Annotated in this window: 25 protein-coding genes and 1 tRNA gene; 14 read left to right on the forward strand and 12 right to left on the reverse strand. The window is 74.3% G+C overall.

Annotation, left to right across the window (positions count from 1 at the left end; genetic code table 11):
- Positions 1-119: 119 nt before the first annotated feature.
- Both ACIF8T_RS12455 and ACIF8T_RS12460 read left to right on the forward strand, forming a co-directional pair.
- Positions 120-1,412 (forward strand): sensor histidine kinase, encoded by a 1,293-nt coding sequence (locus ACIF8T_RS12455; RefSeq protein WP_400034038.1) that lies wholly within the window; start codon positions 120-122, stop codon positions 1,410-1,412.
- A complete protein-coding gene (locus ACIF8T_RS12460) occupies positions 1,409-2,089 on the forward strand; it encodes a response regulator transcription factor (RefSeq protein ID WP_019326704.1) in 681 nt (226 codons plus the stop codon). The genes ACIF8T_RS12455 and ACIF8T_RS12460 overlap by 4 nt, the downstream gene beginning before the upstream one ends.
- Positions 2,090-2,235: 146 nt before the next feature.
- Here the strand turns inward: ACIF8T_RS12460 and ACIF8T_RS12465 are convergent, their stop codons facing one another.
- Positions 2,236-2,934, reverse strand: a complete 699-nt coding sequence (locus ACIF8T_RS12465; RefSeq protein ID WP_400034041.1) for a DUF461 domain-containing protein — start codon at positions 2,932-2,934, stop codon at positions 2,236-2,238.
- Between the two features lie 588 nt (positions 2,935-3,522).
- Here ACIF8T_RS12465 and ACIF8T_RS12470 point away from each other — a divergent pair.
- The 6 genes from ACIF8T_RS12470 to ACIF8T_RS12495 all read left to right on the forward strand — a co-directional run bounded on the left by ACIF8T_RS12470 (position 3,523) and on the right by ACIF8T_RS12495 (position 10,042).
- The gene (locus ACIF8T_RS12470; protein ID WP_003953493.1) at positions 3,523-4,005 is read left to right on the forward strand and encodes a CarD family transcriptional regulator; all 483 of its coding nucleotides are present in this window, start codon (positions 3,523-3,525) and stop codon (positions 4,003-4,005) included.
- A gap of 307 nt (positions 4,006-4,312) precedes the next feature.
- Positions 4,313-5,077, forward strand: coding sequence for a 2-C-methyl-D-erythritol 4-phosphate cytidylyltransferase (gene ispD, locus ACIF8T_RS12475; RefSeq protein ID WP_400034043.1), 765 nt, complete (start codon positions 4,313-4,315; stop codon positions 5,075-5,077).
- Positions 5,067-5,570, forward strand: coding sequence for a 2-C-methyl-D-erythritol 2,4-cyclodiphosphate synthase (ispF, locus tag ACIF8T_RS12480; protein ID WP_400034045.1), 504 nt, complete (start codon positions 5,067-5,069; stop codon positions 5,568-5,570). Before ispD ends, ispF begins: the two co-directional genes overlap by 11 nt.
- A gap of 213 nt (positions 5,571-5,783) precedes the next feature.
- The gene (cysS, locus tag ACIF8T_RS12485) at positions 5,784-7,181 is read left to right on the forward strand and encodes a cysteine--tRNA ligase (protein WP_400034047.1); all 1,398 of its coding nucleotides are present in this window, start codon (positions 5,784-5,786) and stop codon (positions 7,179-7,181) included.
- Positions 7,182-7,289: 108 nt separating this feature from the next.
- Positions 7,290-8,225, forward strand: coding sequence for a 23S rRNA (guanosine(2251)-2'-O)-methyltransferase RlmB (rlmB, locus tag ACIF8T_RS12490; RefSeq protein ID WP_400034049.1), 936 nt, complete (start codon positions 7,290-7,292; stop codon positions 8,223-8,225).
- Between the two features lie 119 nt (positions 8,226-8,344).
- Complete coding sequence (locus ACIF8T_RS12495; protein WP_400034051.1) at positions 8,345-10,042, forward strand: DoxX family membrane protein; 1,698 nt, start codon at positions 8,345-8,347, stop codon at positions 10,040-10,042.
- Positions 10,043-10,163: 121 nt separating this feature from the next.
- Here the strand turns inward: ACIF8T_RS12495 and ACIF8T_RS12500 are convergent, their stop codons facing one another.
- The 3 genes from ACIF8T_RS12500 to ACIF8T_RS12510 all read right to left on the reverse strand — a co-directional run bounded on the left by ACIF8T_RS12500 (position 10,164) and on the right by ACIF8T_RS12510 (position 12,783).
- Positions 10,164-10,895 carry an NDP-sugar synthase gene (locus ACIF8T_RS12500; protein WP_400034053.1) on the reverse strand — a complete coding sequence of 244 codons (732 nt, stop codon included), beginning with the start codon at positions 10,893-10,895 and terminating at the stop codon, positions 10,164-10,166.
- A 91-nt stretch (positions 10,896-10,986) separates the two neighbouring features.
- Positions 10,987-11,445, reverse strand: coding sequence for a hypothetical protein (locus tag ACIF8T_RS12505; RefSeq protein WP_400034055.1), 459 nt, complete (start codon positions 11,443-11,445; stop codon positions 10,987-10,989).
- Positions 11,446-11,694: 249 nt separating this feature from the next.
- Entirely contained in the window at positions 11,695-12,783 is a 1,089-nt protein-coding gene (locus ACIF8T_RS12510; RefSeq protein WP_400034057.1) for an ABC transporter ATP-binding protein, read from the reverse strand.
- 239 nt (positions 12,784-13,022) lie between these two features.
- Here ACIF8T_RS12510 and ACIF8T_RS12515 point away from each other — a divergent pair.
- Positions 13,023-13,096: transfer RNA gene (locus tag ACIF8T_RS12515), tRNA-Thr, on the forward strand.
- Positions 13,097-13,131: 35 nt separating this feature from the next.
- Here the strand turns inward: ACIF8T_RS12515 and ACIF8T_RS12520 are convergent.
- A complete protein-coding gene (locus ACIF8T_RS12520) occupies positions 13,132-14,034 on the reverse strand; it encodes an aminoglycoside phosphotransferase family protein (RefSeq protein ID WP_400034059.1) in 903 nt (300 codons plus the stop codon).
- Positions 14,035-14,075: 41 nt separating this feature from the next.
- Here ACIF8T_RS12520 and ACIF8T_RS12525 point away from each other — a divergent pair, with 41 nt between their 5' ends.
- Positions 14,076-15,482, forward strand: a complete 1,407-nt coding sequence (locus ACIF8T_RS12525; RefSeq protein ID WP_400034061.1) for an NAD(P)/FAD-dependent oxidoreductase — start codon at positions 14,076-14,078, stop codon at positions 15,480-15,482.
- A 183-nt stretch (positions 15,483-15,665) separates the two neighbouring features.
- On the opposite strand, the gene ACIF8T_RS12530 is transcribed toward ACIF8T_RS12525, so the two are convergent.
- The 3 genes from ACIF8T_RS12530 to ACIF8T_RS12540 form a co-directional block, all read right to left on the reverse strand.
- Entirely contained in the window at positions 15,666-17,174 is a 1,509-nt protein-coding gene (locus ACIF8T_RS12530; RefSeq protein WP_400034063.1) for an MFS transporter, read from the reverse strand.
- A 60-nt stretch (positions 17,175-17,234) separates the two neighbouring features.
- On the reverse strand, positions 17,235-18,215 hold the full coding sequence (locus tag ACIF8T_RS12535; RefSeq protein ID WP_400034065.1) for a zinc-binding dehydrogenase: 981 nt from the start codon (positions 18,213-18,215) through the stop codon (positions 17,235-17,237).
- Between the two features lie 90 nt (positions 18,216-18,305).
- Entirely contained in the window at positions 18,306-19,466 is a 1,161-nt protein-coding gene (locus ACIF8T_RS12540; RefSeq protein ID WP_400034067.1) for an NAD(P)-binding protein, read from the reverse strand.
- Between the two features lie 155 nt (positions 19,467-19,621).
- Between ACIF8T_RS12540 and ACIF8T_RS12545 the strand changes: the two genes are divergently transcribed.
- Complete coding sequence (locus tag ACIF8T_RS12545; RefSeq protein WP_400034069.1) at positions 19,622-20,317, forward strand: pentapeptide repeat-containing protein; 696 nt, start codon at positions 19,622-19,624, stop codon at positions 20,315-20,317.
- Between the two features lie 4 nt (positions 20,318-20,321).
- Positions 20,322-20,978, forward strand: coding sequence for a hypothetical protein (locus ACIF8T_RS12550; protein WP_400034070.1), 657 nt, complete (start codon positions 20,322-20,324; stop codon positions 20,976-20,978).
- Between the two features lie 21 nt (positions 20,979-20,999).
- Here the strand turns inward: ACIF8T_RS12550 and ACIF8T_RS12555 are convergent, their stop codons facing one another.
- On the reverse strand, positions 21,000-21,500 hold the full coding sequence (locus ACIF8T_RS12555) for a hypothetical protein (protein ID WP_400034072.1): 501 nt from the start codon (positions 21,498-21,500) through the stop codon (positions 21,000-21,002).
- Between the two features lie 374 nt (positions 21,501-21,874).
- On the opposite strand from ACIF8T_RS12555, the gene ACIF8T_RS12560 reads away from it, so the two are divergent.
- A complete protein-coding gene (locus tag ACIF8T_RS12560) occupies positions 21,875-23,272 on the forward strand; it encodes a M1 family metallopeptidase (RefSeq protein ID WP_400034074.1) in 1,398 nt (465 codons plus the stop codon).
- Positions 23,273-23,443: 171 nt separating this feature from the next.
- Here the strand turns inward: ACIF8T_RS12560 and ACIF8T_RS12565 are convergent, their stop codons facing one another.
- A complete protein-coding gene (locus ACIF8T_RS12565; protein WP_400034076.1) occupies positions 23,444-24,019 on the reverse strand; it encodes a TerD family protein in 576 nt (191 codons plus the stop codon).
- A 170-nt stretch (positions 24,020-24,189) separates the two neighbouring features.
- Here ACIF8T_RS12565 and arfB point away from each other — a divergent pair, with 170 nt between their 5' ends.
- Positions 24,190-24,627: an alternative ribosome rescue aminoacyl-tRNA hydrolase ArfB gene (gene arfB, locus ACIF8T_RS12570; RefSeq protein ID WP_400034078.1), complete on the forward strand. Its 438-nt coding sequence runs from the start codon at positions 24,190-24,192 to the stop codon at positions 24,625-24,627.
- A gap of 106 nt (positions 24,628-24,733) precedes the next feature.
- Here the strand turns inward: arfB and ACIF8T_RS12575 are convergent, their stop codons facing one another.
- The gene (locus ACIF8T_RS12575; protein ID WP_400034080.1) at positions 24,734-25,231 is read right to left on the reverse strand and encodes a GNAT family N-acetyltransferase; all 498 of its coding nucleotides are present in this window, start codon (positions 25,229-25,231) and stop codon (positions 24,734-24,736) included.
- A gap of 70 nt (positions 25,232-25,301) precedes the next feature.
- Entirely contained in the window at positions 25,302-25,856 is a 555-nt protein-coding gene (locus ACIF8T_RS12580; RefSeq protein WP_400034709.1) for a flavin reductase family protein, read from the reverse strand.
- Positions 25,857-26,146 lie beyond the last annotated feature (290 nt).

Below are 26,146 nucleotides of genomic sequence, written 5' to 3' on the forward strand. Positions count from 1 at the left end.
CCGTTTCCGTCATCCCAAATGAACCATCCCTGGCTCCAAGGTGAACTCTGGGCGACGAGTGTTCGAGCTCGCCCTCCGGCGGCTGTGGCCGGGCCGGATGCCATGCCTAACCTGGAGGCATGGACGTGAACGCGGCGGTCGCCGCAGCGGCAGCGATCGCCGGAGTGCTCACCGGTGTCATCGCCATGCTCGCGTTCCGCTGGAGCGAGCGCGAGCAGAAGCGCCCCACACGTACTTCCCTGCACACCGATCCCGTGCTTCCGCCGGGCGTGGACACCGTGCTGTCGGTGCTGCGTTCCTCGGCCGTCGTCCTCGACGAGGCCGACGGCGTGGTCAAGGCCAGCTCCGCCGCGTACGCCCTCGGACTGGTCCGCGGCGGCAAGCTCGCCATCGAGCCGATGCTCCAGATGGCTCGGGACACCCGGCGGGACGGGGAGATACGGCAGGTCGAGCTGGACCTCCCGCGGCGCGGGACCGGACGGGGCGAGGCCCTCGCCGTCTCCGCGCGCGTGGCGCCGCTCGGCTCCCGGCTGGTGCTGCTGCTCGTCGAGGACCTCACCGAGGCCCGCCGGATCGAGGCGGTGCGGCGCGACTTCGTCGCCAACGTCAGCCACGAGCTCAAGACCCCCGTCGGCGCGCTGTCCCTCCTGTCCGAGGCCGTCATGGACGCCTCCGACGACCCCGAGGCCGTGCAGCGCTTCGCCGGGCGGATGCAGATCGAGGCGACCCGCCTGACCAACCTGGTGCAGGAGCTCATCGACCTCTCCCGGGTGCAGAACGACGACCCGCTGGAGGACGCCGAGCCGGTCCGCGTCGACGAACTGGTCGCCGAGGCCATCGACCGCTGCCGGCACGCGGCCTCCACCAAGCAGATCACCATGGCCGCCGGCGGCACCGCCGACCACGCCGTCTGGGGCAACCGCGGCCAGCTCGCCGCCGCCCTCGGCAACCTCGTCGAGAACGCCGTCAACTACTCGCCCGCCCGCACCCGCGTCGGCATAGCGTGCCGCAGCGTGGCCGCGCCCGGCGGTGACATGATCGAGATCGCCGTCACCGACCAGGGCATCGGCATCTCCGACAAGGACAAGGAGCGCATCTTCGAGCGCTTCTACCGCGTCGACCCGGCCCGCTCCCGGGCCACCGGCGGCACGGGCCTGGGCCTCGCGATCGTGAAGCACGTGGCCGCCTCGCACGGCGGGGAGGTCACGGTGTGGAGCGCCGAGGGACAGGGCTCCACCTTCACCCTGCGGCTGCCGGAGGCCGGTGCGGCCCGCGACCGCGCACATCAGCAGCCCGCCCGTGACGAACGCGCAGGAGGCGCGGGCCTCACCGCAGAGGCCGGGCGGTCCACCCCTTCATCCCCCGATTCCACCGCGTACGCAACGCTTCCTGCTCCGGAGGTCCTTCCGTGACCCGTGTGCTCGTCGTCGAGGACGAGGAGTCCTTCTCCGACGCCCTGTCGTACATGCTCCGCAAGGAGGGCTTCGAGGTCGCCGTCGCGACCACCGGGCCCGACGGACTCGACGAGTTCGAGCGCAACGGCGCCGACCTCGTCCTCCTCGACCTGATGCTGCCCGGGCTGCCGGGCACCGAGGTGTGCCGCCAGCTGCGCGGCCGCTCCAACGTCCCCGTCATCATGGTGACCGCCAAGGACAGCGAGATCGACAAGGTCGTCGGCCTGGAGATAGGGGCCGACGACTACGTCACCAAGCCGTTCTCCTCGCGGGAGCTCGTCGCCCGCATCCGCGCGGTGCTGCGCCGCCGCGGCGAGCCGGAGGAGGTCGCCCCGGCCGCGCTGGAGGCCGGACCGGTCCGCATGGACGTCGACCGGCACGTCGTCACCGTGGGCGGCACCAAGATCGACCTGCCGCTCAAGGAGTTCGACCTCCTGGAGATGCTGCTGCGCAACGCCGGCCGCGTGCTGACCCGCATGCAGCTCATCGACCGCGTCTGGGGCGCCGACTACGTCGGCGACACCAAGACCCTCGACGTCCACGTCAAGCGCCTGCGCGCCAAGATCGAGCCGGACCCGGGCGCGCCGCGCTACCTGGTGACGGTCCGCGGCCTCGGCTACAAGTTCGAGCCGTAGACCGGCCCGTACGACGGCCCGCCGGGTCGTGACGACCCGCGGCGGGCCGGCCCGTACGCCGCTGTGCCCGTACGACGACGAGATTCCCGTACGACGACGAAAGGGCGGGACCTCCCGGGGAGGTCCCGCCCTTCTCGTACGTCCGCTCAGTGACCGGCGGCCGACTCGTGCCCGGCGGTGCCGGCGGCCGACTCGGTGGCCGACGCGCTCGCCGACGCCGGGTCGGCCGGGGCGCCCGACGCGCCGGGGGACTGCGACGCGCCCGGCGAGGCCGACGCGCCCTCGGACGGGGTGCCCGACGGCTCGGCGGAGGCGCCCGGCGCGGCCGGCACCTCGGCCGGGCCCCACTCGGAGAAGTAGCCCTCGGCCGGGACGACGAAGGCGTCCAGGCTCACGTCACCGGTCTCGCTGAGCGTGAAGGTGACCTTCTGCAGGTTGCCGTCCTCGGTGGCCTCGCGGCTGCTGGGCAGGGTCGCGGTGGCGTTGTCCTTGCCGCCGAGGATCAGCGAGCCGCCGGCCGGGACGACGAGGTCCCCGCTGCCCTGGGCGGGCTTGAGCTCGGCGGTCTGGTCGAGGCCCGGAAGGGTGATCGACTCCAGCTTCTGGTCGGTGTCGCCCCCGTTGAACAGGGTGGCGGACACCACGGCCGGGCCGGTCGACTCGAGGTCGGGCTGCGTGATGACGACGGCGTTCTGCACCTTGATCTCGCCGACGGTCGTCGCCGCGTTGTCCGGCTTGATCTGCAGGGACTGGGCGTTGTGGCCGGCGCCGCACGCGGCGAGCGAGGCGATCGAGACTGCGATGGCGGCGGCGGCGAGGGCGCCGCGTCGAAGGCTGCTGCTCACGGCGGCGGCAACTCCTTGACTTGAGCGAGGCGGCGGCCGAGGGGTGAAGCCGCCCTAAGTGTCTGTCAGCGGCCTTAGGTTACCGAGCCGGGGCCGCGCGGCCGCACCCGACCCCCCGACACCCCGGGGCCGGCCGGGTCACGAGCGCCCCTCCCGTCACATTGGCCCGCCCGCGTCCGCCATTCACATAAGCACCCCCGCGAGTACCGCGAAAATTCCCCGCGGGAATGCGCGGGCGGCGCCGTGGAATTGATCACCCGGTGCCCGGCCGGCCGTCTCGTGATCAATTTCGGAATCGTCCGGAACCCGGCTCGGGCCACCGAACGGAGTAGCGGAAGTCGAACACGCGGAACCGGACATATCGGGATGTTCGGCCGTTCGGAGGGGGGCCGGGATGCGTGTAACGTACGCGTTTCACTTGACCCGGAGAGTGGCTCCGACCTGCGAATACCTTCTTCCGTTCACCGGGCGCAGCACGTTCCTGTCGCTGTTGTCAAGCCCCGAGATATGCCCTGACCTGCGAAAACGTCATTCAGAAGACGCCGTATCCGTGTTACCCTGGATAGCCACGGAAGGGGTACCTGTCACATGACGTTCAAGGTTGGCGACACCGTGGTCTATCCCCATCACGGGGCCGCGCTGATCGAGGCTATCGAAACTCGCCAGATCAAAGGCGTGGACAAGACCTACTTGGTGCTGAAGGTCGCCCAGGGTGACCTGACGGTACGTGTGCCAGCGGACAATGCGGAGTTCGTCGGCGTGCGTGATGTGGTCGGTCAGGACGGGCTGGACCGGGTCTTCGAGGTGCTGCGCGCGCCGTACGCCGAGGAGCCCACGAACTGGTCCCGTCGCTACAAGGCAAACCTGGAGAAGCTCGCCTCGGGCGACGTCATCAAGGTCGCGGAAGTCGTGCGTGACCTGTGGCGTCGTGAGCGCGAGCGCGGACTCTCCGCCGGTGAGAAGCGCATGCTCGCCAAGGCGCGCCAGATCCTGGTGAGCGAGCTGGCCCTCGCGGAGAACACCAACGAGGACAAGGCCGAGGCCCTGCTCGACGAGGTGCTCGCCTCCTAACCGGGGTGAGGCTCGTTCGTTCAGCACTTCGCAGCACATCGAAATGCCGCGGTGCCCGATGACGTATCCGTTGTCGCCGGGCGCTGCGGCATGTTCGTACCCAGACGCCGTACGACAGGGGACGGGCCGGCGCAGGCCCCCGCCACCTGACGTGCCGGGCCGGGGCGAGCGGCTCGACCAGTGTCACGGAAGGGGCTGGTCAAGGCGTCGCGCCCGGCACTCCCCCGAGCGCCCGGCCGTTGCCGAGCAGGGGGTACCCACAGGGCCATACCCACGTAGGCCAAGCGCACAAACCTGACAGGAACCGATGTCTGACGATTCGCGTTCTACGCCGTCGGCGGCCCGTACGGCCCTCCGTACGGCAGCCGTGATCCCGGCCGCCGGCCGAGGTGTACGCCTCGGTCCGGGTGCCCCCAAGGCGCTGCGCGCGCTGGGCGGCACGCCCATGCTCATCCACGCGGTGCGCGCGATGGCCGCGTCCCGCCACGTCTCCCTCGTGGTCGTCGTGGCCCCGCCGGACGGCGCCGGGGAGGTGCGGTCGCTGCTCGACTCGCACGCCCTGCCCGAGCGGACGGACTTCCTCGTCGTCCCGGGCGGCCGGTCCCGGCAGGAGTCGGTGAGGCTCGGCCTGGACGCGCTGCCGGCCGGCCACGACATCGTGCTGGTGCACGACGCGGCCCGGCCGCTGGTGCCGGTCGACACGGTGGACGCCGTGATCGAGGCGGTGCGCGAGGGGGCGCCGGCCGTGGTGCCCGCGCTGCCGCTCGCGGACACCGTCAAGGAGGTCGAGCCGGCGCAGACGCCCGGCGACCCCGAGCCGGTGGTGGCGACGCCGGAGCGGGCGCGGCTGCGGGCGGTGCAGACGCCGCAGGGGTTCGACCGGGCGACGCTCGTGCGGGCGCACGCGGAGGTCGGCGGGGACGTCACCGACGACGCCGGGATGGTCGAGCGGCTCGGGCTGACGGTGGTGGCGGTGCCGGGGCACGAGGAGGCGTTCAAGGTGACGCGTCCCCTGGACCTGGTGCTCGCGGAGGCGGTGCTGGCGCGCAGGAGGCTGAACGATGGCTTCTGAGACCGCTTCCGGCGGGGTCGTGCTGCCGCAGGTCGGCATCGGGACCGACATCCACGCCTTCGAGGAGGGGCGGGAGCTGTGGTGCGCGGGGCTGAAGTGGGAGGGGGAGGGGTCCGGGCTGGCCGGGCACTCCGACGCGGACGTCGTCGCGCACGCGGCCTGCAACGCGCTGTTCTCCGCCGCCGGGACGGGGGACCTGGGGCAGCACTTCGGCACCGGGCGGCCCGAGTGGTCGGGGGCGTCCGGGGTGGTGCTGCTGACGGAGGCGGCGCGGATCGTGCGGGAGGCCGGGTTCCGGATCGGGAACGTCGCCGTGCAGGTGGTCGGGCCGCGGCCGAAGATCGGGAAGCGGCGGGCGGAAGCGGAGAAGGTGCTGTCCGAGGCGGTCGGGGCGCCGGTGTCGGTGTCCGGGGCGACGACGGACGGGCTGGGGTTCCCCGGACGGGGCGAGGGGCTGATGGCGATCGCCACGGCCCTGGTCGTCCGCACCTGAGCCCTCCCGGCCCACCCGCCCGCCGCGGTGGGCCGGGAGGCCGCCCCCGCCCCGGACCCGGCGGGGGCTCCGCCCCTTGCGGCCCCGGGCCCGCCCGGCCCGGCCGGCCGAGCGGCTGACCCCGCCACCCCCCGCCGCGCACGGCGTCACGAATACATGCCGCTTCGTGGGGGAAGTCCCGAGGCACACCCCTCCGCCCACTACCCTGGAGTGGTGACTATTCGCCTGTACGACACCAGCGCCCGGCAGATCCGTGATTTCACCCCGCTCCAGCCGGGTTGTGTCTCGATCTACCTCTGTGGCGCCACCGTGCAGGCCGCTCCGCACATCGGGCACATCCGGTCGGGGCTGAACTTCGACATCATGCGCCGCTGGTTCGAGTACCGCGGCTACGAGGTGACGTTCGTCCGCAACGTCACCGACATCGACGACAAGATCATCACCAAGTCGGCCGAGCAGGGCCGCCCCTGGTGGGCCATCGGGTACGCCAATGAGCGCGCCTTCAACGACGGCTACTCCGTGCTGGGCTGCCTGCCGCCGACCTACGAGCCGCGGGCCACCGGGCACGTGACCGAGATGGTCGAGATGATGCGCACCCTGATCGAGCGCGGGCACGCGTACGAGGCGGACGGGAGCGTGTACTTCGACGTACGGTCCTGGCCCTCGTACCTGGAGCTGTCCAAGCAGGACCTGGACGAGCTGCGCCAGCCCGCCGAGGAGGGCATCACCGGCAAGCGGGACCCGCGCGACTTCGCCATGTGGAAGGCCGCCAAGCCCGGCGAGCCCGACTGGGAGACGCCGTGGGGACGGGGCCGTCCGGGCTGGCACCTGGAGTGCTCCGCGATGGCGCACAAGTACCTGGGCAGCGCGTTCGACATCCACGGCGGCGGTCTCGACCTGATCTTCCCGCACCACGAGAACGAGATCGCGCAGGCCAAGGCGTACGGCGACGACTTCGCCCAGTACTGGGTGCACAACGCCTGGGTCACCATGAGCGGCGAGAAGATGTCGAAGTCGCTCGGCAACTCGGTGCTGGTGAGCGAGATGGTCAAGCAGTGGCGGCCGATCGTGCTCCGCTACTACCTGGGCACGCCGCACTACCGCTCGACCATCGAGTACAGCGAGGAGGCCCTGCGCGAGGCCGAGTCCGCGTTCGCGCGGATCGAGGGGTTCGTGCAGCGCGTGGTGGAGAAGGCCGGCGCGGTCGAGCCCGCCGCCGAGGTGCCGCCCGCCTTCGCCGAGGCGATGGACGACGACCTGGGCGTGCCGCAGGCCCTCGCCGTCGTGCACACCACCGTCCGGCAGGGCAACTCCGCGCTGGCCGCCGACGACAAGGAGGCCGCCGTCGCCCGCCTCGCCGAGGTGCGCGCGATGCTCGGCGTCCTCGGCCTGGACCCGCTCGACCCGCAGTGGGCCGGGGAGAACGACCGGGGCGAGGACCTGCACGGTGTCGTCGACACGCTCGTCCGCATGGTGCTCGACCAGCGCGAGGCCGCCCGGGCGCGCAAGGACTGGGGCACCGCGGACGCCATCCGCGACCAGCTGAACCAGTCCGGGCTCGTCATCGAGGACAGCCCGCAGGGACCGCGCTGGACGCTCGGCTCGCGCTGAGCGCGGCGCCCGGGCGGGGCCGGGCAAGATCGATTGTGCCGCCCGGCTCCCCGGGCGGCACACTGCATAGACACGTACGTACGCACACCTCACGGAGACGGGTAGCTCATGGCCGCGAACAACCGCCGCATGTCCGGCAAGAAGGGCGCGCAGGTCGGCAGTGGCGGCAAGCGGCGCCGGGGCCTGGAGGGCAAGGGCCCGACCCCGCCCGCCGAGATGCGCAAGGGCCACGTCAAGCAGCGCGTCGCCCAGGCCAAGGCCCGCCGCGCGCAGAGCCGCACCAAGGGACCCCGCGCCAAGGGCACCTCCGAGCTCGTCGTCGGCCGCAACCCGGTCGTCGAGGCGCTGCGCGAGGGCGTGCCCGCCTCGACGCTCTACGTCCAGCAGTTCATCGACAACGACGAGCGGGTGCGCGAGGCGCTCCAGCTGGCCGCGGAGCGCGGCGGGATCAACCTCATGGAGGCGCCCCGCCCCGAGCTCGACCGGATGACGAACGGGCTGAACCACCAGGGGCTCGTCCTCCAGGTCCCGCCGTACGAGTACGCGCACCCGGAGGACCTCGCCGAGGCCGCCGCCGACGAGGGCGAGGACCCGCTGATCGTCGCCCTCGACGGGGTGACCGACCCGCGCAACCTCGGTGCCGTCGTGCGGTCCGTCGCCGCGTTCGGCGGGCACGGGGTCGTCGTGCCCGAGCGGCGCGCCGCCGGCATGACCGCCGGTGCGTGGAAGACGTCCGCCGGTACGGCCGCCCGGACGCCGGTCGCCCGGGCCACGAACCTGACGCGGACCCTGGAGGCGTACAAGAAGGCCGGCATCACCGTGGTCGGGCTCGCCGCCGACGGCGAGGTCGAGCTCGGGGAGCTCGACGCGCTGGCCGGTCCGGTCGCCGTCGTCGTCGGCAGCGAGGGCAAGGGACTGTCCCGACTGGTCGGCGAGACCTGCGACTTCCGCGTGCGGATCCCGATGCCGGGCGGCGCCGAGTCGCTCAACGCCGGTGTCGCGGCGGGCATCGTGCTGTACGAGGCGGCCCGCCGCCGCGCCTGACACGGACGTTCGGCGACATCACCCGTACGGGGTGTTCCGGGAGGTACCGGCAGGCTTGACGCGGTCCGGACAGATCCGGCGGGTCAAGGCAGTGTCCTAACCTCACGTCACTCGGTTAGATGAGTGTGGACACCAGAACACCCCGCACACCCACGGGGGACCGCTCGTCGGGACTCGACGACGCTCCCGCGCTGAGCATGGTGAAGGTGCCGAGCGATCCGGCGCAGGTCATCGTCAGCCACGCGAGCTTCCGCGTGCAGCTGGGCGCCTCGACGCGGCGCACCCGATCTCCTCGGATCGCACGGCACGTGATCGCCGCCGAGGACACCGCCCGCATGCCCGTGGTGGGCGCGGGCCCGGCGGGCGCGACCGGGGCCCGCCGCCGGCCCGTCGTCTGGAGCGGCCGGTCCGCCCCGGACGACACCGGCGCCCACCGGCTCCTGCAGGCCGTGCGGAGCGAGAGCGTCCGGCACGCCGACGAGCCGTCCTCCGACGCCGGGGCCACCCAGGTCATCCCCCGCGTCGGCACCGGCTACGGCGGCGCGGGCTACGGCGGCACCGGCTACGAGGACGAGCTCGCCACGACCGTCGAGACCCCCGTCGTCGGCCCCCAGCGCACCCACGGCGCCGGCGAGCCCCGGCTGCTGCCGCCCATGCGCACGGTGGGCAGCGCCTACGACGAACCCGCCTACGCCGACGAGGAGTTCCAGGACACCGGCGCCCACCCGGCGGCCGGCGACGGGACCGAGCCGTCGTCCAGGCGGCACGCCGACGACCCGGCGCGCCACGCCTACTACCCGGGCCGCCGCATGAACCTCGGGGTCGTGCTGCTGCCGCTGCGCGTCTTCCTCGGCTTCATCTCCCTCTACGCCGGCATGGGCAAGCTGTGCGACCCCGTCTACTTCGACGGCGGCGCACGCGGCTCCATGGTCACCTGGCTCAACACCCTGCACCCCTGGGAAGTCGCCGAGCCGCTGCGCCAGTTCGCCCTGCAGCACCCGGTCGGCTCCGGGCTCGTCATCGCCTTCCTGCAGGTCATCGTCGGCGTGCTGACGGTCCTCGGCTGCTGGCAGCGGGTCGCGGCCGTGGTGGGCGCGCTGCTGTCGGCCGCGCTGCTGGTCACCGTCAGCTGGAAGAGCGTCCCCGCCTACGAGACCCCCGACATCATCTACCTCGCCGCCTGGTCGCCGCTGATCATCGCCGGCGCCCCGGTCTACTCCGTCGACGGCCGCCTCGCCGGCAGTGCCTGGCGCCGCCTCGGCCCCCGCGCCGACCTGTGGGACCTGCGCCGTTACGTGCTGCGCCGCGGCGCCCTGGTCACCGCGATCGTCACCGGGCTCACCCTGCTGGTCGGCTCCCTGCTCGGCGGTGCCGTCCGCGACGCGGACCGGGTGGTCGTCCCCGGACCCGGCGAGGCCCCGCGCAACGAGCTGCCCGGTTCCCCGCTCCCGCAGAAGCCCGGCGCGCGGCAGCACAAGAAGACCCCGTCGGCCTCGGCCACCGCGCCCGCCCGGGGCGGCGCCACGGCCGGTTCGGCCAGCCCGTCCACCGGCGCGGCGACCACCCCGGGCGCGGCCCGGGAGACCGGCACCGTCACCGGCGGCGCGCCCAGCCAGACCCAGGGCAGCGCCGGCCAGGCCCCGCCCCAGCAGCAGTCCTCCCCGGCCGGCCAGGCGCCGAGCACCAGCTCCGGCCCGACCTCCGGCGGCGGGACGACCGGCGGTGGCACCGGCGGCTCGACCGGCGGCGGCAGCGGCGGCGGGAGCGGCTCCTCGTCCTCCGGCCAGCCGGGCCTGGTGGGCGGCCTCCTGGGGTAGCGCCCGGCCGCCCGCGTACGCCGACGGGTCCCGCACACACGGTGTGCGGGACCCGTCGGCGTACGCGGAGGGCACCGGAGGTGTCCGGGGCGGGCAGCGGCTCGCCCGCCGTGCCGGGGCGTCAGCGGCCCTGTCCGGTCAGCTCCTTCGCGGCCTCGGTCAGGTCCTTCGCCGTGTCGATGGCGCGCCAGTAGGAGCCCTGCGGGATGGGGAAGCCGGCCAGGCGGCGTTCGCGGGCCAGGTGCGGGAACGTGGTGCGCTCGTGGTCGCCGCGCTCCGGGAGCAGGCCGGCGAACTCGGGGGAGAAGACGTACACGCCCGCGTTGATCTCGAAGGTGGAGGGCGGGGCCTCGATGAAGTCCGTGATGTGGCCGAAGCCGTCCGTCTTCACGGCGCCCCACGGGATGCGCGGGCGGGCCAGGGCGAGGGTCGCGACGGCGTCCCGCTCGGTGTGGAAGTCGGCCATGTCGCGCAGCGAGAAACGGGTCCAGATGTCGCCGTTGGTGGCGTACCAGGGCCGGTCCGGGTGCGGGAGGTGCGCGGCGGCGTACTTGAGTCCGCCGCCGCGGCCGAGGGGCTCCGTCTCGACGACCGTGGTGACGGAGAGGGGCAGGTCGGCGCCGTCCAGCCAGGTCTGCAGGACCTCGGCGAGGTGGCCGCAGGAGACCACCACGTCCGTGACGCCCTCCGCGGCGAGCCAGGAGAGCTGATGGCCGATGATCGGCGTCCCCGTGCCGGGGATCTCGACCATCGGCTTGGGCCGGTCGTCGGTGTAGGGGCGCAGGCGGGAACCCTGACCGCCGGCCAGGACGACGGCCTGGACGGGGCGGGACGCGGCACTCGGATCGGTCATGACCGAACTGTACGTGGCGCCCCGCCCGTGGCCGCGGCGGAAGCCCGTGCCCGACCGGTCGTCGCCGTGCCGGGAACCGGGCGGGTCCCGGTCAGCCGTGCGCGGCGGCGACGCCCGTGGCGAAGGAGGTGTCGCAGACCGGGCGCGCGTAGGACTGGGCGCGGGTGGGGCCGTACACCCGGACCGCGGCGCGGCCGAGGGCGCGGGCGATCGAGGTGCAGTGCCGGGCCAGGGAGGGACGGCCGTTGACGGCCTGCTGGAGGTGGGTGAGGGCGACGCCCGGGTCCTCCTCCTGGAGTTCGGTCAGCAGCCGGTCGCGCAGCACGTCCTGCGGGGCGCGCTCGGCGGCCCGCGGGGAGTCCTTCCGCGCGGTGGTGTCCGCCGCGGTCAGCACGGGGCTGTCGGCGGGGTTCCCCGACCAATTGACCCGCGTGACCGCGAGGGTGCCGGAGAGCACCAGGACGACGGGCAGGACGAGGGCGAGGGAGCGGCCGATCCGGCGGGCGGGGCCCCGGCCGCGTCGCGTCTGAGGGGTGGTGGAGTGCTTCACGCGTGTGAGGGTAGCGTCCGGTAGTGATATGGAGACATTCCGTCACCGGTTCGAGGGACGGGGGAGCACGGGGATTCGGGTGGCGCGTTGACGCACGCTGCTCGAAATGACCGGTCTGCCGGGGTATTTGTCGACAACGAGAAGGGCCCCGCAGCGGTCTGCGGGGCCCTCTTCGTCGGTCCGGGTGCGTCACCCGGGGTCATGCGTCTCCTCGTGCCGCCCCGCGCCGGGGCGCCGGGGCGTTCTCCCTCAGTCGGAGAGGCGCGCGCCCGTGGAGGTCGAGAACACGTGGGTCTCGCCGGCGCGGGGGACGACGTGCAGCGTGCTGCCCTTCTCCGGGACCTCGCGGCCGCCGACGCGGACCACGATGTCCTTGGACTCGCCGCCGATCTGGGAGGTGCCGTAGACGAACGCGTCGGAGCCGAGCTCCTCGACCACGTTCACGACGACCTCGACGCCCTGGTCGGAGTCGGGGCCGGCGACGTCGAAGTGCTCGGGGCGGACGCCGACGGTGACCGTCTTGTCGGTGGCGGAGGACAGCGCCTCGCGCTGGACCGGGACGACGCTGTTGCCGAACTTCACGCCGCCGTCGGTGATCGGCACCTCGATGAGGTTCATCGCGGGGGAGCCGATGAAGCCGGCCACGAACAGGTTGGCGGGCTTGTCGTACATCTTGCGCGGGCTGTCGACCTGCTGGAGCAGACCGTCCTTGAGGACCGCGACGCGGTCGCCCATCGTCAGGGCCTCGACCTGGTCGTGGGTGACGTAGACGGTGGTGATGCCCAGGCGGCGCTGGAGCGAGGCGATCTGCGTACGGGTGGAGACGCGCAGCTTGGCGTCCAGGTTGGACAGCGGCTCGTCCATGAGGAACACCTGCGGCTCGCGCACGATGGCGCGGCCCATGGCGACACGCTGGCGCTGACCGCCGGAGAGCGCCTTCGGCTTGCGGTCCAGGTACTCCGTGAGGTCGAGGATCTTCGCGGCCTCCTCGACCTTCTGCCGGATCTCCGCCTTGTTGACGCCGGCGATCTTGAGCGCGAAGCCCATGTTGTCGGCGACCGTCATGTGCGGGTAGAGGGCGTAGTTCTGGAACACCATGGCGATGTCCCGGTCCTTCGGCGGCAGGTGCGTGACGTCGCGGTCGCCGATGCGGATGGCACCGCCGTTGACGTCCTCCAGGCCGGCGAGCATCCGCAGGGAGGTGGACTTGCCGCAGCCGGACGGGCCGACCAGGACGAGGAACTCGCCGTCCGCGATCTCGATGTCCAGGGCGTCGACGGCGGGCTTGGTGGAACCCGGGTAGACACGGGTCGCCTTGTCGAACGTAACAGTGGCCATGGTGAATGGGCCCCCTTCTACCGGCAGGAACGTGCCGGACGATCCGTTGTAGGAAGGTGGTGCCACGACGGGTGTTCCGTTGTGGTGTAGTCCACGAGGGTGAACTGGATCGAGACGGTACCTGCCGTTCACCTCGTCTGTCAGCACCCGCGGGGCTGTGAACTTCGCGGAAATTTTCGACGGGGCGGCGGGGGGACCTGGGTACACTGCACGGGCGCCCTGCGTGGTTCCGGGCGCAGGCCTCCTTAGCTCAGCTGGTCAGAGCAGCTGTCTTGTAAACAGCAGGTCGTCGGTTCGAATCCGACAGGGGGCTCTTCCCGCCCGGGCCGGATCCTCTCCGGCCCGGGCTCAGTCATGTCCGGGGCGGCGCAGGCGGCGGGCGATCTCCAGGTGGCCGTCCGACAGGGGCAGGCCGTCCTCCAGCTGCCACAGGCAGGTCTGCAGGACCCGGGCGAGGGTCCAGGCGCGGGCACGGTCCCGGTCCAGGCCGAGGACGGCGGTCATCGCGTCGAAGCGCCAGCGGATCTCGGCGGCGTCGAAGCGGTTGGCCAGGGCGGGCAGGAGCTCGAAGCCGGGGTCGCCGGCCAGCGGCTTGGGGTCGATGGCGAGCCAGGGGGCGCGGTCGGCGGCCAGCACGTTGCCGTAGTGCAGGTCCCAGTGCAGGAGGCGGTCGCCGGGTTCGTCCGCGACCTCGCGCAGGGCGGCGGCGCAGTCGGCGAGCAGGCGGCGGACGGGCGGGTCGGGGACGCGGTCCAGGACCCGCGCGGCACGCTCGGGCAGCGCCCGGGCCGCGTCGCCGAGGCGGCGCAGGCCGGACGGGGCGGGCCGGGCGGTGAGGCGGGCCAGCAGACGGGCGACGACCAGGGCGGCCTCGCGGGAGCCGGGGTGGCGCTCCAGGGTGCGGGCCGGGTCCAGCCGTTCCAGGAGCATGGTCCCGGTGGGCCCGTCGTGGGCGAGGAGGCGGACCGCGCCGTCGCCGTCCCAGACGCGCAGCGCGGCCGGTTCCCCCGCGCTCTCGTCGTCGGGGAGCTGGAGCTTCAGGACCGCGGGGACGGCGTCGGCGCGGCGGACCACGGGCAGGACCAGGGCGCAGACGCCGTACATCGACGGTCCGTCGAGCCGCAGGTCCCAGTGGTCGAGGAAGCGGGCCGCGAGGCCGGGCAGCGCGGCGACGAAGGCGCGGCCGGCCGCCTTGTGGTACAGGGCCTGGGTGGCCGCCAGCTCCGGCGGGACGTCGATCACCTTCCGCACCGTACCGGCGGGGGCCCGGCGGGGCGTGTCATCATCCGGCCATGAGCGACTCGACCGGCGGCGCCGTCAACGGCGGCGTCTCCTTCTGGTACGCGGACGACGGCCTGCCGGCGGTGCGGGAGCCGCTCGCCGGGGACGCCGACGCCGACGTGGCGATCGTGGGCGGCGGGTACACCGGGCTGTGGACGGCGTACTACCTGAAGAAGGCGGCGCCCGCCCTGCGGATCACCGTCCTGGAGCGGGAGTTCTGCGGCTACGGCGCCTCGGGGCGCAACGGCGGCTGGCTGTACAACGGCGTCGCGGGGCGCGACCGGTACGCGCGGCTGCACGGGCACGAGGCCGCGGTGCGGTTGCAGCGGGCGATGAACGACACCGTCGGCGAGGTGGTCCGGGTCGCGCGGGAGGAGGGCTTCGACGCCGGGATCCACCGGGGCGGGGTGCTGGAGGTCGCCCGGACGCCGGCGCAGTGGGCGCGGCTGAAGGCCTTCCACGAGGGCGAACTCGCCTTCGGGGAGCGGGACCGGGAGCTGTACGGCGCCCGGGAGACCGCCGGGCGGATCAGGGTCGCGGACGCGCTCGGGTCGACGTGGACGCCGCACGGGGCCCGGGTGCACCCGGTGCGGCTGGTGAAGGGGCTCGCGGCGGCGGCGGAGGCGCTGGGGGTGGTGATCCACGAGGCCACGCCGGTGACGGAGCTGCGCGCCGGGCGGGCGGTCACGCCGTACGGGACCGTCCGGGCGCCGTACGTCCTGCGCTGCACGGAGGGGTTCACGGCCGCCCTGAGGGGCCAGCGGCGGACCTGGCTGCCGATGAACTCCTCGATGATCGTGACCGAGCCGCTGACCGCCGAGCAGTGGGAGGCGGTCGGCTGGGCCGGCCGGGAGACGCTGGGCGACATGGCGCACGCCTACATGTACGCGCAGCGCACGGCGGACGGGCGGATCGCGCTGGGCGGGCGGGGCGTGCCGTACCGCTTCGGGTCGCGCACGGACCACGACGGCCGGACCGGCCGGGCGACCGTCGAGGCGCTGCGGGCCGTGCTGACCGGCTTCTTCCCCGCCCTGTCCGGGGTGCGCGTCGAGCACGCCTGGTCGGGGGTGCTCGGGGTGCCGCGCGACTGGTGCGCGACGGTCACGCTGGAGCGGGCGACGGGGCTCGGCTGGGCCGGCGGCTACGTCGGCTCGGGCGTGGCCACGGCGAACCTCGCGGCGCGGACGCTGCGCGACCTGGTCCTGCTGGACTCGGGGCAGGGCGGCCGGACCGGGCTGACCGCCCTGCCGTGGGTCGGGCACCGGGTGCGCAAGTGGGAGCCGGAGCCGCTGCGGTGGCTGGGCGTGCACGGGCTGTACGCCGCCTACCGCGCGGCCGACCGGCGGGAGCGGGCGACGGGCGCCGAGCGGTCCTCGCGGCTGGCGCGGGTGGCGGACCTGGTGGCGGGGCGGCACTAGGAGCTGCCGTTCGGGTCACGCCGCGGACGCGGGGCCCGGTGCGCGCGTCCGCGGCGTCGTCATCGGTCGCCGGTGCCCCGCACCGCCGCCCTCCTCCGCCCTGCGGCCGCACGCACCGGGCTCCGCCCACCGGCGCCGACGGCATGCCGTCGATTCCCTGCGACCTGTTCCGAACGACGGCCCCTACGAGCGGGCCATCGGCTCCGGCGTCCGCGTCCCGGCCCGGAGGCCGGGCTTCGGGGCCCCGGCCGTCACCATCAGGCCCGCGATCAGGCCCGCCAGCAGCATGATGCCGGCGGCCCACCAGAGGGCGACGGTGTAGCCGTGGACGGTGCCCTCCTGCACGATCCGGGCCCGTTGCGCCGGGTCGTTCAGGTGGGCGGCGACGTAGGCGGAGCCGCTGGTGGTGGCGATCGTGTTGAGGAGGGCCGTGCCGATGGAGGCGCCGACCTGCTGGGAGGTGTTGACGGTCGCCGAGGTCACGCCCGAGTCCTGCGGGGCGACGCCGGCGGTCGCGGTGGAGAAGACCGGCGTGAAGGTCAGGCCCATGCCGAGGCCGATCAGGATCAGGGCGGGCAGGAGGTCGGCGGCGTACGAGGAGTGCACCGTCATGCGCGTCAGGAGCATCATCCCGCCGGCCGCCAGGACCATGCCGGGGGCCAGCAGCGCGCGCGGGGGCACGTGGCGCAGCAGCCGGGCGGAGATCTGGGTGGAGGTCGTGAGGGTCGAGAGGGTCAGCGGGAGGAAGGCCAGGCCCGCCCGCACGGGCGAGTAGCCGAGGACGGTCTGCAGGTAGTACGTCATGAACAGGTACAGGCCGAACATCGAGACGACGGCCAGCATCATGGTCAGGAAGCAGCCGGCGCGGGTGCGGTCGCGGACGACGTGCAGCGGCAGCAGCGGCCTGACCGCCCGGGACTGCCACCACACGAACACCATCAGCAGGACGGCGCCCGCCGCGAACAGGCGCAGGACGTACGGGGCCATCCAGCCCCGCGACTCCGCCTCGCTGAAGCCGTACACGAGGGCGACCAGGCCGCCGCAGCCGAGCAGGACGCCGGGCACGTCGAGGCGCGCGCCGGGGAGGGCGGGGCGGTGGTGCAGCAGGGTGAGGGCGCCGGCGACGGCGCCGATCGCGATGGGCACGTTGACGTACAGGCACCAGCGCCAGTTCAGGTACTCGGCGAGCAGTCCGCCGACGACGAAGCCCAGCGCCGAGCCGCTGCCGGCCAGGACGCTGTAGACGGCGAAGGCCTTCCCGCGCTCCCTGGGGTCGGTGAAGGTCGTGGTGAGCAGGCTGAGCGCGGAGGGGGCCAGCAGGGCCGCGAAGACGCCCTGCAGGGCCCGGGCGCCGATGAGCATGCCCGGGGTGGCGGCCGCGCCGCCCAGCGCGGAGGCGGCGGCGAAGCCGGCGAGCCCGACGACGAAGGTCCGCCTGCGGCCGACCAGGTCGGCGACCCGCCCGCCGAGCAGCAGCAGCCCGCCGAAGGCCAGGGTGTAGGCGGTGATCACCCACTGGCGGCTGCCGTCGGACATGCCCAGGTCGTGCTGGGCGGAGGGGAGGGCGATGTTCACGATGGTCGCGTCGAGCACGACCATCAGCTGGGCGAGTGCGATGACCGCCATGCCCCACCAGCGGCGAGGGTCCGCGTGCGGGGGAGTGGCGGCCTCGCCGGTCCGGGCGACGCTCATGGCGCCAGAAGACCATGGAAGGGGACGTACGGCACCTCCGGGCGGGCGGACGGAGGACCGTCACGGCTCCAGGACGACCTTCCCGGTCGTGCCCCGGGTCTCCAGCGCGCGGTGCGCCGCGGCGGCCTGCGCGAGGGGGAAGCGCTGCACGGCCGGGGTGAGGCGGCCCGCGGCGGCTTCGGCGAGGGCGCGCGTCTCCAGGGTCCGCAGGGGGTGGGGGCCGCCGGTCCTGGCCAGCAGCGCGGGGCCGAGGACCTGCTCGGAGACGCCGTCGACCAGGTACGGCGCGCCGTCGCGCAGGCCCTGGCCGGACCAGCCGAAGACCAGGTGCTTCCCGCCGGGGCCGAGCAGGGCGACGGCCTCGCGGGCCGCGTCGCCGCCGACGCCGTCGAAGACGACGGTGGCGGCGCGGCCGCCCAGGGCGGCGCGGACCTTCCGCGGCCAGGACGGGTCCGTGTAGTCGACGGCGAGGTCGGCCCCGTTGGCGCGCACGCGCGCGGTCTTCTCCGGGCCGCCCGCGAGCCCCACGACCGTGGCGCCGGCGTTCTTGGCGTACTGCACGAGGAGGGTGCCGATGCCGCCGGCCGCCGCCGGGACGACGGCGACGGAGTCCGGGCCGAGCTCGGCGAACCGCACGATCCCCAGGGCCGTACGGCCCGTGCCGATCATGGCGACGGCCTGGGCGAAGCCGAGGCGCCCGGGGATCTCGTGGAGGCGCTCGGCGTCGGTGACGGCCAGCTCGGCGTAGCCGCCGGGCGCGAACCCGAGGTGGGCGACGACCCGCCGGCCGAGCCAGTGGCCGGGGGTGCCGTCGCCGAGGGCGTCGACGACGCCGGCGACCTCGCGCCCGGGCACCGTGGGCAGGGCGGGCAGCTCGGGCAGCGGGCCCCGCACGCCCTCGCGCAGGGCCGTGTCCAGGAGGTGGACGCCGGCCGCCCGGACGGCGACGCGGACCTGGCCGGGGCCCGGCCGGGGGTCCTCGACCCGCTCGTGGACGAGGTTCTCGGCCGGGCCGAAGGCGTGCAGGCGGATGGCGTACATGCGGGCTCCCCGTTCACGGGTCCTCGCGCGGGCGGCGGGCCCGGCGCGGCGGCGGGCCGTTCGCCCGCCGCCGGGGCCCACTCTTCGGCCTCAAGCGTGCTTGAGGTCAAGCCCCTGCCGGCCGAGCGCCAGGGACACCGCGGTCAGGGCGCTGGTGAAGGACACCTCCGACAGCACGCCGGGGGCGGCGACCTGGTCGCCGGCGAGGTAGACGCCGTCACCGCGGTCCACGGCGGGCCGGTCGCGCCAGGTGGTGCCCGGCAGGTCGACGGCGCCCGTGCGGTTCTGGGCCACGGCCTCGCGCCGCCAGGTGACGCGGTCCCGCCAGCCCTCGAACGCCAGGTCGAGGAGCTGTTCGGCGCGGGCCACGCCGTCGGCCTTCGACTGCCCCGGCCCGATCGGGATCTGGCCCTGGATCAGCTGCTCGCCGGCCGGGGCGAGGGTGCGGTCCTGGGCGGTGAACCGCTCGATCCAGCCCGGGTGGTCGAGGTCGGACACGGCGAAGGCGTCCCCGCGCCGGGCGCGCACCGCGAGGTCGACGAGGACGGTACGGCCGCCGGGCCAGGTCAGGGAGTCGTCCCTCAGCAGCCGGCGGGCGGCGTCCAGGGAGGTCGCCACGACGACCGGGGTGTCCGTGGGCAGCGTGTCCACGCGGGCCAGGGTCTCCATCCGCACGCCCAGGTTCCAGGCGCGGGCGGCCATCCGGTCGACGAGGGCGCCCCAGCCGCCGCGCGGGTAGTGCGCCTCGGGCGGCAGCTTGGTGGCGCGGCGCAGCCGCTCCTGCACGAACGCGGCGGACAGCGCGCCCGGGTCGTGGTGGAAGAGGGCGACGGCGGCGTAGTGGGCGGCGGCGCGGGCGCCCTCCTCGCCCGCCACGCCGGTCGCCCAGGTCCGGAAGTCCACGTCGACGGGTGCGGGCCCCAGGCCGCGGCGCAGCAGCCTGAGCATCGCGAAGGGCGGGGTGCGGCGCAGGGCGCCCCGGTACCTGAGCCGCAGCCGGGCGGCCTCCAGGGGCGGGATCGGGGCGAGCGGCCCGAGCAGGCCGCGCTGCTTGAGCCAGGCCCAGTGCGGGCCGCCGTTGTACAGGGCGTGCGGGCCCTCGTTCGTCCGGTACGGCCCGTCGGCGGTGCGCGCCCGGCCGCCGAGGGTGTGGTGGGCTTCGTACACGGTGACCCGGGCGCCCGCCTCGGCGGCGGTGATGGCCGCGGTCAGGCCGGCGAGGCCGCCGCCGATGACGGTGATGCGGTGCATGGCTGGGGTTCTCCCTCGGTCGGGGTCGCCTTCGGTTTCTCGGTCCTTCGTGCGTACGACCGGCCGGCGGGCCCGGAACGTGACATCGGCCGTGACCCCGGCGGTGTCCGCGCAGGTCGGCGCCGGTTGTCAGTGCCGGGGTGCAGCATGGGGGCATGGCGAGGAGAGCGGCGGGCGGGACCGGGGCTTCCGGCGGTGCGAGGGTGCGGGCGGCGCGGCGCCCGCAGGTGCGGCTGCCGTCCCCGGAGCCGTACGGGGGCGGCGGGCTGGAGCCCGACGGGGACTACGACGGGCTGGAGTTCCGGGACGCCGACCTCTCCGGGCAGGACGGGGCGGGGGCCCGCTTCATGGACTGCGCGCTGACGGGGTGCGCGCTGGACGGGGCCCGGCTGCACCGCGCCCGCTTCCTCGACTCGGTCCTCACCGGCCCGCGCGGCGTCGGCACCGACCTCTCCGAGGCCACCCTGCGGGACGTCGAGGTGACCGGCGCCCGGCTCGGCGGGACCCAGTTGCACGGCGCCGTGCTGGAGCGGGTGCTGATCCGCGGCGGCAAGATCGACTACCTGAACCTGCGCGCGGCCCGGCTCCGCGACGTCGTCTTCGAGGGCTGCGTCCTGGTCGAGCCGGACTTCGGGGGCGCGCGTCTGGAGCGCGTGGAGTTCGTGGACTGCGCGCTGAAGGACGCCGACCTGTCCTCGGCGACCCTGACCGACGTGGACCTGCGCGGGGCGGCCCCGCTGGAGATCGCACGCGGGCTGGACCGGCTGGCGGGGGCGGTGATCAGCACGGGACAGCTGCTGGATCTGGCACCGGTGCTGGCGGGGGAGCTGGGGATCCGGGTGGAGGGGTGAGCAGGTGGGAGCGTTCTACGGGAACGTGCTGGTGGCGCGGGCGTGCGAGGAAGTGGTGCCGCTGCTCGCCGGGGTGAGCGGACCGGACGGGGAGGTGCTGCGGGGCTACGCGATGGCTGTGGGCCCGCGTCACGCCGTGATCCACCCGGAGGAGGAGACCGGGGCGCTGGAGTGGGCGGGCACACTGAGCCGGCTGCTCGGGGCCCCCGCACTGGGCACGTACCTCTTCGACTCGGACGTGCTGGTGATGCGGGTGTACGAGGACGGGGAGCTGAGGCACGGTTACGACTCGTGCCCCGGCTACTTCGACGAGGACGACAGGGGAGGGGCGGAGGACGGCGAGGACGAGCAGGACGCGGACTTCGACTGGCCCGCGCCTCTCGGCGCCGACCCTGGGGCCTTCCTTCCCCTGGCCGCGGGTCCGGTGGACCTCCCTGCGCTGGAGTCCGTGCTGCGCGGCGTGCCGCTCGACCCGGAGGACGGCGAGGACGGCCGCTATGTCTTCGCCGACGCCCAGCACTGCGACGTGCTGGCGCTGCTGTCCCTCGACGCGTCCCGCCTCAGCACTGGCTACACCCACCTGTCCCGGGAGGGCCTGCCGCCGGACACCGCGCCGGACGACGTGTGGCTGCTGGGTGGGGCCACCTTCGACGCGGGCTGAGCCCCGAGCCGTGGAACCCGGTCACGAAACCCGGGGAAAACGCGCCTGGAGCGTCCAGACCGCCGGGTTCTCCGCCAGGTCCTCGTGCAGGTCGCACAGGTCGGCGACGAGGTCGTGCAGGAAGTCCCGGGCCTCGCGGCGCAGTTCGGAGTGGGAGAAGGACAGCGGGGGCTCCTCCGCGGGCATCCAGTCCGAGGCGATGTCGACCCAGCCGAAGCGCCGCTCGAACAGCAGCCGGTCGGTCGACTCGGTGAAGTCCAGTTCGGCCCGCTGGGGGCGGGAGGCGCGGGAGCCGGCCGGGTCCCGGTCGAGGCGCTCCACGATGTCGCACAGCGCCCAGGCGAAGTCGAGCACGGGCACCCATCCCCAGGCCGTGGAGATCTCCCGGTCCGTCCGCGTGTCGGCGAGGTAGACGTCGCCGCAGAACAGGTCGTGGCGCAGGGCGCGCACGTCCGCGCGGCGGTAGTCCGTCTGCGGCGGGTCGGGGAAGCGGTTGGAGAGGGCGTAGCCGATGTCGAGCACGGGGTGATGGTGTCATGGCGGCCGGGCGGGTTCCGGCGCGGGCGGTGCCCTCATGGCGGCAGGCACCGCTCCTTCGCGGCCGTCACCGCCACCGCGCCCGCCGCGCCCGTCACCGTCACCGCGCCCGTCACCGCCATCGTGCCCGCCGCCGCGCCCGCCCGGGTGCCCGCGCCGCGCTCGTCGTGGGCGCGGCACGGGCTGCGCGGGCCCGACGGGACCCGGCCGGCGGCGGGGAGAGTGCCGTACGGCCCCGGGCGACGGCGCGGAGCGTGGCGGACAGCGCCTCCGGGCGGACCGGCGCGTGCGGCGCGTCCGGGCTCCGCCTCTCCGGCGGGGTGAGTCATTTCCCCGCAAACGCCTCATAGGATCGCGGGATGCGCCGTCCTCACCGCCCGGCCGCCGCCGTCACCGCGTTCACCGTCCTCACCGCCCTCGCCGCCCTCACCGCCTGCGGGGACGGAGGGCCCGGCACGCCCGGCGGCTCCGGCGTGGGCGACCCGTACTTCCCGAAGGCCGGCAACAGCGGGTACGACGTCACGCACTACGGGCTGCGGCTGGCCTACGACCCCGGACGGCGGCACCTCGCCGGCACCGCGACGGTCACCGCCCGCGCGACGCGGAAGCTGTCCGCCCTGAACCTCGACCTCATCGGCCTGGAGGTCGAGGAGGTCACCGTCGGCGGCGACGCGGCCCGCTGGAGCCGGGACGGCCAGGAGCTGACCGTGCGCCCGCGGGACGGGCTCGCCGACGGCGAGCGGTTCCGCGTGACCGTCCGCTACTCCGGCACCCCGCGGACCCTCACCGACCCGGACGGCTCCCGGGAGGGCTGGCTGTACACGGCCGACGGCGCGGTCGCGCTCGGCGAGCCGAACGGGTCGGCGGTCTGGTTCCCCGGCAACCACCACCCCGTCGACAAGGCGGTCTACGACCTCGTGGTGACGGTGCCGCAGGGGCTGGAGGCCGTCTCCAACGGGGAGCTGACCGGCCGGCGGACCGAGCGGGGCCGCACGGCCTTCACCTGGCACACCGCCGAGCCGATGGCGAGCTACCTCGCCACGGTCGCGATCGGCGACTACACCCTCACCCGCACCCGGACCCCCGACGGCCTGCCCGTGCACACGGCCGTCGACCCGCAGCAGGCGGCGGCGAGCCGGGCGGTCCTCGCCCGGATCCCCGAGGTCCTGGCGTGGGCCCGCGAGACCTTCGGCCCGTACCCCTTCTCCACCGCCGGGGCGGTCGTCGACCGCCCGGGCGACGCCGGGTACGCGCTGGAGACCCAGACCCGCCCCTTCTTCCCCGGCGCCCCCGACACCGGCCTCCTCGTCCACGAACTCGCCCACCAGTGGTACGGCGACTCCGTCACGCCCCGCACCTGGCGGGACATGTGGCTCAACGAGGGGTTCGCCACGTACGCCGAGTGGCTGTGGCGGGAGGACCACGGCGGCGACACCGCGCAGCAGACCTTCGACGCGCTCTACCAGGGCTTCGACGACGGGATCTGGGCGTTCCCGCCCGCCCGGCCGACCAGCGCCGCGCACCTGTCCGGCCCGCCCGTCTACCAGCGCGGCGCGATGGTCCTGCACAAGATCCGGCAGCGGATCGGCGACGGCGCCTTCCGCGCCCTGCTGCGCGGCTGGGCGTCCGCGCACCGCCACGGCAACGCGGACACCGGCGACTTCACGGCGTACGTGGAGAAGCGCGCGCCGGGGGAGGACTTCGGCGCGATCTGGGACGAGTGGCTGTACGGGGAGGGCAGGCCCCGGCGGCCGTGACGCCGGGGTGTCCCGCCGGACGCGCCCCGGCACCTCCCCGCCCGCACCGCTCCTCGCGCGGCACCGCACACGGACGCTGCCGCCGCCCGCGTCGGTCACCGGCCGCCGGGCACGCCCGAGCCCCCGGACCGTGCGGACGGCCGGGGGCTCGGGCGGGGACGGCGGCGTCCGTCAGACGTTCACGCCGAAGTCCTGGGCGATGCCGACCAGACCCGAGGCGTAGCCCTGGCCGACGGCGCGGAACTTCCACTCGGCGCCGTTGCGGTAGAGCTCGCCGAAGACCATGGCGGTCTCGGTGGCCGCGTCCTCCGACAGGTCGTAGCGGGCGATCTCGGCGCCGCCGGCCTGGTTGATGATGCGGATGTAGGCGTTGCGGACCTGGCCGAAGTTCTGGTTGCGGTTCTCGGCGTCGTAGATCGAGACCGGGAAGACGACCTTCTCGACGTCGGCCGGGAGCGCGGCGAGGTTGACGTTGATCGCCTCGTCGTCGCCGGCGCCCTCACCGGTGCGGTTGTCACCGGTGTGGACGATCGTGTTGTCCGGGGTCTGCTTGTTGTTGAAGAAGACGAAGTGGGCGTCCGAGTAGACCTTGCCCTGCGGGTTGACCGCGATCGCGGACGCGTCGAGGTCGAAGTCCGTGCCGGTGGTGGTGCGGACGTCCCAGCCGAGGCCCACGGTGACGGCGGTCAGGCCCGGGGCCTCCTTGGTGAGCGAGACGTTGCCACCCTTGGACAGGCTTACAGCCATTGTTGGGAGTCCCTTCCCTCGTTGCGTACGGGCACGAAGCTACAGCTACCTCAAGGAACGCCGGGCGAGGTGTCATAGGTTCCCCGTGTCTTTACTTTCTTTACCGAATCGGCCGCCGGACCGGGCGGGGCCCGATATTCGCGTGACGTGAACGGATCACGGGCGGGAACATGGAGGACATGTCCGGTCCCTATGTCGTACGCGGCTCCGTCTCGTTGCCCGAGGCCGAGCTCATGTGGCGTTTCTCGCGGTCGTCGGGGCCCGGCGGTCAGCACGTCAACACCAGTGACACCCAGGTCGAGCTGCGCTTCGACCTGGCGCGCACCGAGGCGCTGCCCGAGGTGTGGAAGCGGCGCGCCCTGGAGCGCCTGGCCGGGCGGCTGGTGGACGGGGTCGTCACCGTGCGCGCCTCCGAGCACCGCTCCCAGTGGCGCAACCGCGAGGCCGCCGCCGTGCGCCTCGCCGCGCTGCTCGCCGAGGCGACCGCGCCGCCGCCCAGGCCGCGCCGGCCGACCCGCGTCCCGCGCGGCATCAACGAGCGCCGGCTGCGGGAGAAGAAGCAGCGCTCGGAGACCAAGCGGGGCCGCTCCCCGCGGGACTGGACCTAGGGGCTGTCGTTCGGATCACGCCGCGGACGCGGGGCCCGGCCCGCGCGTCCGCGGCGTTGTCGTCGGTTGCCGATGCTCCGCATCGCCGCCCTCCTCCGCCTTGCGGCTACACGCACCGGGCCCCGCTCACCGGCGCCGACGACCTACAGTCGATTCCCCGCGACCTGATCCGAACGACAGCCCCTAGGGGCTGGACCGCGCCGAGCCCCGGGCGGAAGCCCTCCGGGCTGTCGGGGCCCGGGTGCCAGGAGACGGGCAGCCGTGTGCCGCCGCGGCGGCGGATCCCGGCGGCCACCGACTCCACCGCGAAGCGGCCGTGCCCCTTGCCGTGCTCCCCGGCGGCGATGTCCAGCCGCCACAGCCCGGAGCGGTGCAGGGTGCCGTCGCCGTGCCGGCCGGTGCCGGGGAAGGCCGTGAGGAAGCCGACCGGGCGGCCGCCGTCGACGATCAGGCGGGGCCGGGTGACGCCGGGGTGCGCGTACGCCTCGGCGGGGGACCGCCCGACCGGTCCGACCGCGTGTTCCTGGCCGGGGCGGACCCGGATGCCGAGGGCGGCGCCGAGGTTCGCCGCCGTGATCTCTTCGAGGCGGGGCGGGGGCGTCACGGGGGCACCCCAGGCGGGAGGAGGACCGGCGGCCACGGTTTCCCGGCCCGGCCGCCCGCCCGCCCTCGGGTCACCCCAGTTGCCGGTAGCGGCCCCGGAAGTACGTCAGCGGTCCGCCGTCCGCGCTCGGCACCCGGGCCGTCAGGACCCGGCCGATGACCAGCGTGTGGTCCCCGGCCGTCACGCGCTGCTCGGTGCGGCACTCCACGGTCGCGAGCGCGCCGCCCACCAGCGGGGCGCCGGTGCGCCCGCCGCGGGTGTACGGGATGTCCTGGAACAGCAGCCGGTCGCTGACCCTGCCCTTCATGGCGAAGCGGCCCGCGATGTGCCGCTGGCTCTCGGAGAGGACGGACACCGCCCACAGCGGCTGCTCGGCGAGGAGCTCGTCCATGCGCGAGCCCTCGCGGAGGCTGACCAGCACCAGCGGCGGGTCCAGCGACACCGACAGGAACGCGGTGGCCGTCATGCCGACGTCCTCGCCGGCCGGCGCCCCGGGGTCGTCCGGGTCCAGCGGCGGCTCCTGCGCGGTCACCAGGACCACGCCGGCGGCCAGCCGGGACATGGCGGCGCGGAACTCGTCGTTGCTCACCCCCTCAGCATGCCCGGCGGCGGGCGGAGGGATCATCGGGGACGGGGCGGAGGAGTTCGGCACGCCGGGAACGCTAGTCTCCGCCCGGGGGCCGCCGCATCGGGCCCCGGTCCGAGCGGGGACCTAGGACTCCGGGCGGAGCGGAGGCGGTCCCGGGCACACCCGTACAAAGATTGCGTTCGGTAAAGGGGCGCGGAAACGCAGAACCTTTACTCAATTGTTCATGTTTTGCTGTGACTTGAGTCACAAGGGGCAGGAATTGTTGACCCTGTGTACCGAGTGGGCAGCGCGCTGTGATTCAGTGGCGGGGAAGCTGACAGGGCACC

Origin of the sequence: Streptomyces sp. NPDC085946 (genome assembly GCF_044540485.1) — a bacterium.
In the GTDB taxonomy this organism is placed as follows: Bacteria; Actinomycetota; Actinomycetes; order Streptomycetales; family Streptomycetaceae; genus Streptomyces.

Coding starts and splice junctions, on each gene's coding strand:
- ACIF8T_RS12455 (WP_400034038.1), top strand. CDS start 120: ATGGACGTGAACGCGGCGGTCGCCGCAGCGGCAGCGATCGCCGGAGTG.
- ACIF8T_RS12470 (WP_003953493.1), top strand. CDS start 3,523: ATGACGTTCAAGGTTGGCGACACCGTGGTCTATCCCCATCACGGGGCC.
- ispD (WP_400034043.1), top strand. CDS start 4,313: ATGTCTGACGATTCGCGTTCTACGCCGTCGGCGGCCCGTACGGCCCTC.
- ispF (WP_400034045.1), top strand. CDS start 5,067: ATGGCTTCTGAGACCGCTTCCGGCGGGGTCGTGCTGCCGCAGGTCGGC.
- rlmB (WP_400034049.1), top strand. CDS start 7,290: ATGGCCGCGAACAACCGCCGCATGTCCGGCAAGAAGGGCGCGCAGGTC.
- ACIF8T_RS12495 (WP_400034051.1), top strand. CDS start 8,345: ATGAGTGTGGACACCAGAACACCCCGCACACCCACGGGGGACCGCTCG.
- ACIF8T_RS12500 (WP_400034053.1), bottom strand. CDS start 10,895: ATGACCGATCCGAGTGCCGCGTCCCGCCCCGTCCAGGCCGTCGTCCTG.
- ACIF8T_RS12510 (WP_400034057.1), bottom strand. CDS start 12,783: ATGGCCACTGTTACGTTCGACAAGGCGACCCGTGTCTACCCGGGTTCC.
- ACIF8T_RS12525 (WP_400034061.1), top strand. CDS start 14,076: ATGAGCGACTCGACCGGCGGCGCCGTCAACGGCGGCGTCTCCTTCTGG.
- ACIF8T_RS12530 (WP_400034063.1), bottom strand. CDS start 17,174: ATGAGCGTCGCCCGGACCGGCGAGGCCGCCACTCCCCCGCACGCGGAC.
- ACIF8T_RS12535 (WP_400034065.1), bottom strand. CDS start 18,215: ATGTACGCCATCCGCCTGCACGCCTTCGGCCCGGCCGAGAACCTCGTC.
- ACIF8T_RS12540 (WP_400034067.1), bottom strand. CDS start 19,466: ATGCACCGCATCACCGTCATCGGCGGCGGCCTCGCCGGCCTGACCGCG.
- ACIF8T_RS12545 (WP_400034069.1), top strand. CDS start 19,622: ATGGCGAGGAGAGCGGCGGGCGGGACCGGGGCTTCCGGCGGTGCGAGG.
- ACIF8T_RS12560 (WP_400034074.1), top strand. CDS start 21,875: ATGCGCCGTCCTCACCGCCCGGCCGCCGCCGTCACCGCGTTCACCGTC.
- ACIF8T_RS12565 (WP_400034076.1), bottom strand. CDS start 24,019: ATGGCTGTAAGCCTGTCCAAGGGTGGCAACGTCTCGCTCACCAAGGAG.
- arfB (WP_400034078.1), top strand. CDS start 24,190: ATGGAGGACATGTCCGGTCCCTATGTCGTACGCGGCTCCGTCTCGTTG.
- ACIF8T_RS12580 (WP_400034709.1), bottom strand. CDS start 25,856: ATGATCCCTCCGCCCGCCGCCGGGCATGCTGAGGGGGTGAGCAACGAC.